This is a genomic window from Bartonella sp. AP57NXGY, assembly GCF_042195805.1.
Lineage (GTDB): Bacteria > Pseudomonadota > Alphaproteobacteria > Rhizobiales > Rhizobiaceae > Bartonella.
The window spans coordinates 1-8,322 of the sequence record NZ_JBHIOZ010000061.1 but is presented as its reverse complement, the minus strand read 5'-3'; the positions used below and the strand labels follow the sequence as shown (position 1 = coordinate 8,322).

General features: G+C 37.7%; 2 protein-coding genes and 1 pseudogene. All 3 read right to left on the bottom strand.

The window, feature by feature from the left end:
• A pseudogene (locus tag ACFIL8_RS06550) lies at nucleotides 1–2,237 on the bottom strand (hypothetical protein); the annotation flags it as partial.
• Between the two features lie 1,179 nt (nucleotides 2,238–3,416).
• Complete coding sequence (locus ACFIL8_RS06545) at nucleotides 3,417–6,941, bottom strand: YadA-like family protein (protein ID WP_375689181.1); 3,525 nt, start codon at nucleotides 6,939–6,941, stop codon at nucleotides 3,417–3,419.
• Between the two features lie 1,105 nt (nucleotides 6,942–8,046).
• Nucleotides 8,047–8,322: YadA-like family protein (locus tag ACFIL8_RS06540; RefSeq protein ID WP_375612590.1), on the bottom strand; the 276-nt coding region annotated here is incomplete at its 5' end.

Sequence of the window (8,322 nt, the reverse complement as noted above, 5' to 3'; positions counted from 1 at the left end):
CCATCCTCATACTTAGCACCACCACCTAAAGATTTTGCAACACTACTCCCTAGGGCATATAGCTGGCTACCCGCTACAGCATCCGTTGACGTTCTACTAATGTCTCCATTTTTAAGAGACGTTATCTTGCTACTTGTATTCTCTTCACCATGCGTCGCTACAAAGGCATTCGCGGTTTGGCTCCAGATTAAAGAATCACTCTTTTCACCAGCAATTTCTTTGCTAATCTCATTTTTAATATTCGTGATAGAATCACCAACACCGGCAAAGGCAGACGCGACACTATCATAAGTCGAATCAGTAACATCACCATCAGAATTAAATCGCTTAACCTTGAATGTAGGAGCATTCCACGTGCCATTCTCATACTTAGCATTACCACCTAAAGATTTTGCAACACTGCTACCTAGAGCATGAAGCTGATTACCCGTTACGGCATCCGTGGAACCAGCATTAATCGAACCATCTAAAAGAGATGTAAGCTTGCTATTACTTTTGCTATCTTTCTCTCCATGCGTCGCTACAAACGCACCTTTAGACTTATCCCACAACAAGGCGTCAGCTTGAGCAGTGGTAATTTCATTGGTAATCTCTTTATGTAAATCCGTGAAAGAAGTTCCTACACCGGCAAACGCTGAAGCCACATCTGTATAGCTCTCCTCACTCTCAGTTCCATCAGATTTTACTGTTTTAACCGTGAACTTAGGTTTGCTCCATTTACCATCCTCATACTTAGCACCACCACCTAAAGATTTTGCAACACTACTCCCTAGGGCATATAGCTGGTTACCCGCTACAGCATCCGTTGACGTTCTACTAATGTCTCCATTTTTAAGAGACGTTATCTTGCTACTTGTATTCTCTTCACCATGCGTCGCTACAAAGGCATTCGCGGTTTGGCTCCAGATTAAAGAATCACTCTTTTCACCAGCAATTTCTTTGCTAATCTCATTTTTAATATTCGTGATAGAATCACCAACACCGGCAAAGGCAGACGCGACACTATCATAAGTCGAATCAGTAACATCACCATCAGAATTAAATCGCTTAACCTTGAATGTAGGAGCATTCCACGTGCCATTCTCATACTTAGCATTACCACCTAAAGATTTTGCAACACTGCTACCTAGAGCATGAAGCTGATTACCCGTTACGGCATCCGTGGAACCAGCATTAATCGAACCATCTAAAAGAGATGTAAGCTTGCTATTACTTTTGCTATCTTTCTCTCCATGCGTCGCTACAAAAGCATGTGCAGTATCGCTCCAATGCAAGGAATCACTCTTTGCTTCAGCAATATCTTTGCTAAGTTCATTCTTAATATTCGTGATAGAATTATTCATATTTACGAAAGAAGTTCCTACACCAGCAAACGCTGTTGCTACATCATGATACTCTTTATCTTCTGTTTTGCCATCTTCTTTCACGCTCTTAACCGTGAATGTAGGTACACTCCAAGTTCCATCCGCATAACTAGCATTACCACCTAAAGATTTTGCAACCCCAGTGCCTAACGTATAAAGCTGGGAACCATTAACGGCATCGGTTGACGTTTTTGAGAGCTCACCAGGAGAAACATCCAAAAGACGCCGTGTCTCACCTTTACTATTCCGAATAGTTATTTGAGTTAATGGTGAGGTACCAGCAATAGTTATCATCTTTTCATCGTCCGCTCGGACTAGTTCACGAGATAAGCTTCTTATAAGAGAAAAGTTGTCTGTATTTTCATGCAGATCATCACCGTGAGATGGATTATCTTGTTTTCCCCCAATAGCATGGGGTTCCTTTATCTCAACAATCTGATGATTTAAACCTGCCAAATCACTATTAGTGCCAGAAAATGCATCCGCAACACTTTTATAACCTTCTACATTCTTATAACCTTCCGTACCTGCAAATGCAGTATCAAAAGCAGCTTTAGTCTGAAACTTAATATTAAGACTTAAGTTCTTGGGGGCATCCTCCCCCTCCACAAATGCAGAGCCACTATCTCTATACAATTTACTGCCAACTACATAGGCTGGCGGTATACCTTTAAGCGCATTTGTACCACCACTAAAGTCTTTTGATATGTTATTTAAAATCTGAGTAGCAGCAGCAACAGGAGAAACATTTGATAAAAATATAATCACTGAAGCCAATGAAAGCGCTTTAATAAAAAGCCGTCGATAAAACGAGCAAGAATCTTTACAATCATTCACCACTAGCGCTTTTGGTGTGGTATATAATTTTTTCATAACAAATTCTCCAAATAGGAAAGACATATTTAGAACATTAAAAAGTCATATTTCAGTGTTAGGAGTGATTAACGACGTGATTTTTTTGTTCTTTATAAAGTTTGAGTTTGCCGCAGAGGCGAACAGAAGTAATTAGAAGTCTAGCAAGGTTGCAATCAATCTTGATAAACGATGTGGTTAATGGGTTTTTTATTTTTTCCGCCTTTAAGAAGGGTGCTTTTTTTGCAACAAAACTCCTGGATGAGGGTGAAAAACAGGTATGAAGAAGACATACTTGCACCCTATTGTTAGGTCTGCGGTTTATAATTTTAAAAGTAAAAGAGTTCATTTTATATGATTAAGAAGCTGTAAGGTATTATTAGGGGAAAAGTTTAAGTTGTTGGCTGAATGATTTAGAGTACTTGTTGTGAAATCATTACGCTTTTATCGCGGGGATAAGCGGCATACTCTTAAGCTTTAGAGTAAAATGAGGATGATTGTGTGTGTTGTTCATAATCAACTGCCCCCCCTTGCGAGCATTTTTCTGTTTTTGCCAAAATGAGTCTTACTAAAGAATATTTTGTGATGTTATAGACTATTGAGTGAAATAGCAAGAAGAAAATGAATTTAATTATTTTTACAGAATGAGTCTTTCCGATTTATATAACCGTGAAATATCCTTATAACTTTAAAACTCATAGATTCCATGCACTATAGACTTGTCTAGAGATTCTGTTTCATAGTTTTATTTAAGTGTCCCATTTTGATCAAAATGAGTCTTACTAATAATTGCTGCTGTTGCGTTCCTCATGATTGCTACTGCTATGTACAGAGCAAATAAATAAAATAATAAAATAGGATTTTTAAATTTTTAAACGTATCCCCCAATGGATATTTTCTATCAATGAAATTATAGAACGTACAGTTTTAAAATACTGCGCAATTACGCACTGAGAGTACTACTCTGTATTTGTAAAATTTTTGTTAAAGTGCTTTACTTCTTACTAAAATCAATCTCACTAAGATTATTACTATAGAATACATTGGTATAAGACTTTAATTATTATAAGACTTTATAAATATACTACTCTATGGCCTTCTCTGTAAAATATTACTTCTCTATAATATAAAATTTCGCCCCTGTCTAAGAAGACAAGGGCGAAGCTTTGCTTAAATTGTAGTTTTTCATATTCTCTGGTGTTATTTTAATTTCAGAGTTATTCCACCACCTACACCCCACTGACCGCCAGCACTGGTTGCTGATAGATTAGAACGAATCTTGCCATCTTCAGATGTATAACCTGCACCAATCGCAAAGGCAGATTGTCCACGCCAAAAACCGCCACCAAATGAAACACTCACAGATCCTGGGTCATCGAAGTAACGTAAGTTAGAGACTGCCAAACCAATCGCTGCTGCTTGCCTTGCCTCTTTGCGCACATTCGTAATATCATAACTTAGTGCGTCAAACTTCATATCGGTATAGGATTTTGCCTCGTTAACACCATTATTGACTTGATCGTCCGTATACTTTTTCGCACTTTCAAGAGTAATCTTCATCTGCTCCGCGGTATGATCGTATAACTGACCACCATTCACTGCGTCCTTAGAGCCATGTTCAATTTTTCCATCTTTAACATTAGTAATCAAAACAGGCTCACTGTCATCGACACCTTTTAGAGTGATGCTACTGATTTTCTTTCCGCTATCATCGGTATCATAGCTAACCGCAACATTCACCTTGTTTTCAACTTCTGTTACCCTGTCTGTAACGCTGTCTACCTTTTTTTCAACGCCTGTTACCCTGTTACTCATCTGTGAAAACTGATTGTCAGTCACCTCATAAGTTGACTTTTCTAAAATTTCACTAGGAGCAACAGTTACCGTGGTTGAATTATCCACCTCATCTATGGCGCTTTCTTCCTCATCTATGGCAAGAGGTAAGCTTCTTAGAAAACGTGCGCTTCTCATAAAAGGAAAGCCTTTTGAAATAACATCCGAAGGATCACCATTTTGTGGTTTACCCTCTGTTTCACCAATACCAAGGCCATTCTTCATATCAACAACCTGATGATTTAAACCTGCCAAAGCACTATTAACGCCAGCAAATGCATCCGCGACATTAGTATACTCTTTATCAATCTCATTCCCGTCCTTATCAAAGGCTTTAACTGTGAAAGTCGGAGCACTCCAATTTCCACCTTTATATCCAGAACCACCACCGAAATAAGTAGCAATCTGGTTGTTTATCGAATAGAGCTGAGAACCAGTTATAGCATCAGTCGACGTTTCTGAAATCTCACCAGCAGCAATATCAAAAAGACGCCGGCTTTCACCTTCACTACTCATAAAACTTACTTGTTTTAATGGTGATTTAGGAGCAACAGTTATCGTAGTTGGAACCTTCACATTACCTAAAGCACTAGGTAAGCTTCTCATAAAAGGAAAGCCTTCTGAAATAATATCATTCAAATCACCGTCTTGATGGGGGCGTTCCTTTTCTTCAATACCAGGCTTATTCTTTATCTTAACAATCTCCTCATTCAAACTTGTGAAAGCACTATTAACGCCAGAAAACGCATCTGCAACATTAGTATAGTTTTTCTCAGTTGCATTACCATCCTTATCAAAGGCTTTAACTGTAAATGTAGGAGGTGACCATTTTCCATCTTTATAGCCAGCACCACCGCCAAAATAACTTGCAAATGCCTGAGCCATCAAATAAATTTGACCACCATTTACTGCTTCGGTCGATGTTGCCGTAAATGCACCCCCTTTAACACCAGAGATAACTCGTGGAAAATTAATACCGTTTGCAATATCTATTCTATCACCACCCTTGTCTCCACCAATCGTAATAAGCCCAGCGCTATTTTGCTTAACAAAACTATCACCTGTCACACTTTCGATCTTTTGATTAAGATTCGTAAAAGAACTACTTACACCAGAAAGCGCATCCCCAACATTCTTATAGTTCTTTTCAGTCCCACTACCATTTTTATCAAAAACCTTAACTGTAAAAGTAGGAGCATTCCAGTTTCCATCTTTATCATATCCAGCATTATCACTAAAATAGCTAGCAACTACATTGCTCATGGCATAAAATTGAGAGCCATTTATCGCATCAGTCGATGTTGCTGTAATCGAACCAGCCTTAACACCCGCAAGAGTCCGTGCCACATTATCAACATTTGCTATATTTACCTGGACCCCTCTTACTTTTCCACCAATGGTAATAAGTCCGGCATCATCTTGCTTAACAAGATCATCACCTGTCCCATTAATGACTATATTCTCAATCTTTTTATCAAGATTTGTGAAAGAACCACTTACGCCAGTAAAGGCATCCGCAACATTAGTATACTTCTTTTCAGCTCCATTACCATCCTTATCAAAGACCTTAACTGTAAAAGTAGGAGCACTCCAGTTTCCATCTTTATAGCCAGCACCACCGCCAAAATAGCCTGCGACTACATTGCTCATGGAATAAAGTTGAGAACCATTTATCGCATCAGTGGACGCTGCTGTAATCGAACCAGCCTTAACACCCGAAAGAGTCCGAACTGCATTATCAACGTTTGCAATGCTTACCTTAGTTCCACTTACTTCTCCACCAATGCTAATAAGCCCCGTATCATCTTGCTTAACAAGACTGTTACCTGTCGCATCAATGACTATATTCTCAATCTTTTTATCAAGATTCGTGAAAGAACTATTTACGCCAGTAAAGGCATCCGCAACATTAGTATACTTCTTTTCAGCTCCATTACCATCCTTATCAAAGACCTTAACTGTAAAAGTAGGAGCACTCCAGTTTCCATCTTTATAGCCAGCACCACCGCCAAAATAGCCTGCGACTACATTGCTCATGGAATAAAGTTGAGAACCATTTATCGCATCAGTGGACGCTGCTGTAATCGAACCAGCCTTAACACCCGAAAGAGTCCGAACTGCATTATCAACGTTTGCAATGCTTACCTTAGTTCCACTTACTTCTCCACCAATGCTAATAAGTCCTGTATCATCTTGCTTAACAAGACTATTACTTGCTACCTTAATATTTTCAATCTTTGCATCAAGATTCGTGAAAGAACTACTTACGCCAGTAAAGGCATCCGCAACATTCTTATAATCCTTTTCAGCTCCATTACCATTTTTATCAAAGACCTTAACTGTAAAAGTAGGAGCTATCCAGTTTCCTTTTCTATCGTATCCAGCACCACCGCCAAAAGAGATCGCAGTACTGATGCCTTGGGAAAAAAGCTGAGAACCATTGACTGCATCATACGAGATTGGCGAAACCCAACCATCAGCAACACCAGTAAGAGTCCTCAATCCATGAGAGCTATTTGCGATAGTTATTCTATTACCACCTACGTCCGCACCAATTGTAATAAGTCCTGATGCATCTTGCTTAACAAGCTTATCATACCTGGTTTCAGCGACATAATTCTCCAAACCATACAGCGCAGAACCAACATCTCTATATATTTTACCGTTAATTATATAGGTTGGCGCAATACTTTTACGTATATTTGTACCTCCGCCAAAATACTGTGCTACATTACCCCAAAGATCACAAGCAAAAACAGGAGAAGCATTTGATAAAAAGACAGCTACTGACACTAATGAAAGCGTTTTAATAAAAGGTAATCGATAAGACGAGCAAGAATTTTTTAAATTACTCACTGCTAGCGTGTGTGGTGTGGTATATATTTTTTTCATAATAAATCCTCTAAGTAAAAAAAGATATTTAAAACATCAAAAAGACATATTCCGGTGCTACTAAGCTCCAGAGATTGTTTTTTCTTGTTTTATAAAAGATTAGGGTTGTCATAATGCGGAAGAGGACTATCTAAGATATCAATGAGATAGAAGTTGACGTTGATCGATAGTCCAATTAATGTGGTTTTTATTTATCCCCCTTTAAGGAGGGGTGTTTTTCTTCAGCAGAGCCTTTAAATTTAAAGGTGAAGAAAGGTGAAAAAAGTGTAGAAAAAACATATTTGTGTACTATTATTAGGGGTTGTGTGTTTAAGAGGCAATAAAATGTTTATTGCGGAAGGGAGTTAAGCTGTTTGTTGAGTAATTTAGAGCGTTTTTTGTAGGGTTATTGTGCTTTTGTCGTGAAAATAAGCGAGATATCCCTGAGTTTTATATTTGTATCTCTTAAAGCTCTTTGAGATTAGATGATTGTGATTTTGTAATTTTGCCATAACTTACCGCACCCCGCTTTGCGAGAAGATTTCTAGTTTCTTTTAATTAATTTTTCGCACTCTATACAGATTATTAAAAAATAGCAAGGAAAAAATGAGACTTTTTATTTCTTTAAAAATACCCCTAGTGGATATTCTATTATAAAATTATAAACTGTATAGTTTTCAAATATTGTGCGGTTACACGTAGTCTGTTAATTTATATGAAAACATCCCTCTGGCATTTGTAGTTTTTTGTTAAAATGCTTCACTGTAACTAAAATTAGTCCCACTAAGATTATTATTACAGAATACAATTATAAAACTTTACAAGTATACTACTCTATGAATTTCTGTGTAAAATATCACTTCTTATAAAATTTTCACCCTTGTCTGATGAGACAAGAAGGTAAAACTTTCTTAAAAATAAATATCGATTACTCAAATAATTCCTTTTGGAGGTGATAAATGATTTTTTGATATAAAATTTCACAATAAAAAATATATTTTTACTCGAAATACGCCCTTATCTTCTATTGCTATTCATTTATGATGAAAATAACTTTCCTTCTCTTTAAATGGCACATGTAACGCATTTGATAAGAGAAGGAAAATTTATTTCGAATTTTCTATTGTTAATTCAGTGTTACCCTAAATCCAGCACCTACACCCCAATGTCCCCCAGCACTCGTTGCAGATACGTTAGAGCGAAATCTTCCATTTTCAGACATATAACCAGCTCCAATAGCAAGTGCAGATTGACTGCGCCATACACCCGTACCAAGTGAAAAACTTAATTTTCCCGGTGTATCGTCATAGCTTAAATTAGATACTGCTAGACCAATAGCAGCAGCTTGTCTTGCTTCTTTCCGAACATCCTGAATAGCATAATTCAATGTCTCAAACTTCAT